This is a genomic window from Liquorilactobacillus ghanensis DSM 18630 (assembly GCF_001435235.1).
Classification (GTDB): domain Bacteria; phylum Bacillota; class Bacilli; order Lactobacillales; family Lactobacillaceae; genus Liquorilactobacillus; species Liquorilactobacillus ghanensis.
The window spans coordinates 1-586 of record NZ_AZGB01000017.1 but is presented as its reverse complement, the minus strand read 5'-3'; the positions used below and the strand labels follow the sequence as shown (position 1 = coordinate 586).

Here is a 586-nt window from a genome sequence, read left to right as displayed (position 1 = left end):
TTGTCGAATCGATGATTCGACAGCCCAACCAGAAAGTAGACGTTCTAATTGTTTGGTATGAAGCTTCTTTACTTCATTTTCATTTGTAGGCCATTGTAAACGACCATTTTCAATTCGTTTATAAAGCAGCCAAAAACCATCTCCGTCCCAATATAAAGCTTTGAATCGATCTTTTCTTGTACCGCAAAACAGATATAAAGATTTAGAATATGGATCAAGCTTGAATTGGTCTAAAACTATATTTGCCAGTCCATCAATTCCTCGTCGAAGATCAGTTTTGCCGCAGATAAGATAAATACCCTTAATTTTTCGCATATCAAGCAACATCATTTGAAAACCGCCTTGATTAAAGAATCTAAAATATATCCCTGAATACGGTTATATACGATAACAGTTTTATTATCATCAACACTAACTTGAAAAGCTTTAGTAGGAGATGAAGCCTGCGGATTAAAGGATTTATCCATTTTGATCTGAACAACATCAGGTTTACTTGTCATAAAAACACCTCATCATTTTTTATTGATGAGGTAATTTTACCGCTGAAATATACTCTTTTATAGACGGTCGATTATTAGGTGCTTAC

General features: G+C 34.1%; 2 protein-coding genes. Both read right to left on the bottom strand.

The genetic code is table 11. The annotated features are described in order from the left end of the window. Nucleotides 1–330: IS66 family insertion sequence element accessory protein TnpB (tnpB, locus tag FC89_RS07530; protein ID WP_235804402.1), on the bottom strand; the 330-nt coding region annotated here is incomplete at its 3' end. Next, complete coding sequence (locus FC89_RS12750; RefSeq protein ID WP_169790215.1) at nt 327–500, bottom strand: hypothetical protein; 174 nt, start codon at nt 498–500, stop codon at nt 327–329. The genes tnpB and FC89_RS12750, both read right to left, overlap by 4 nt. Between the last annotated feature and the right edge of the window lie 86 nt (nt 501–586).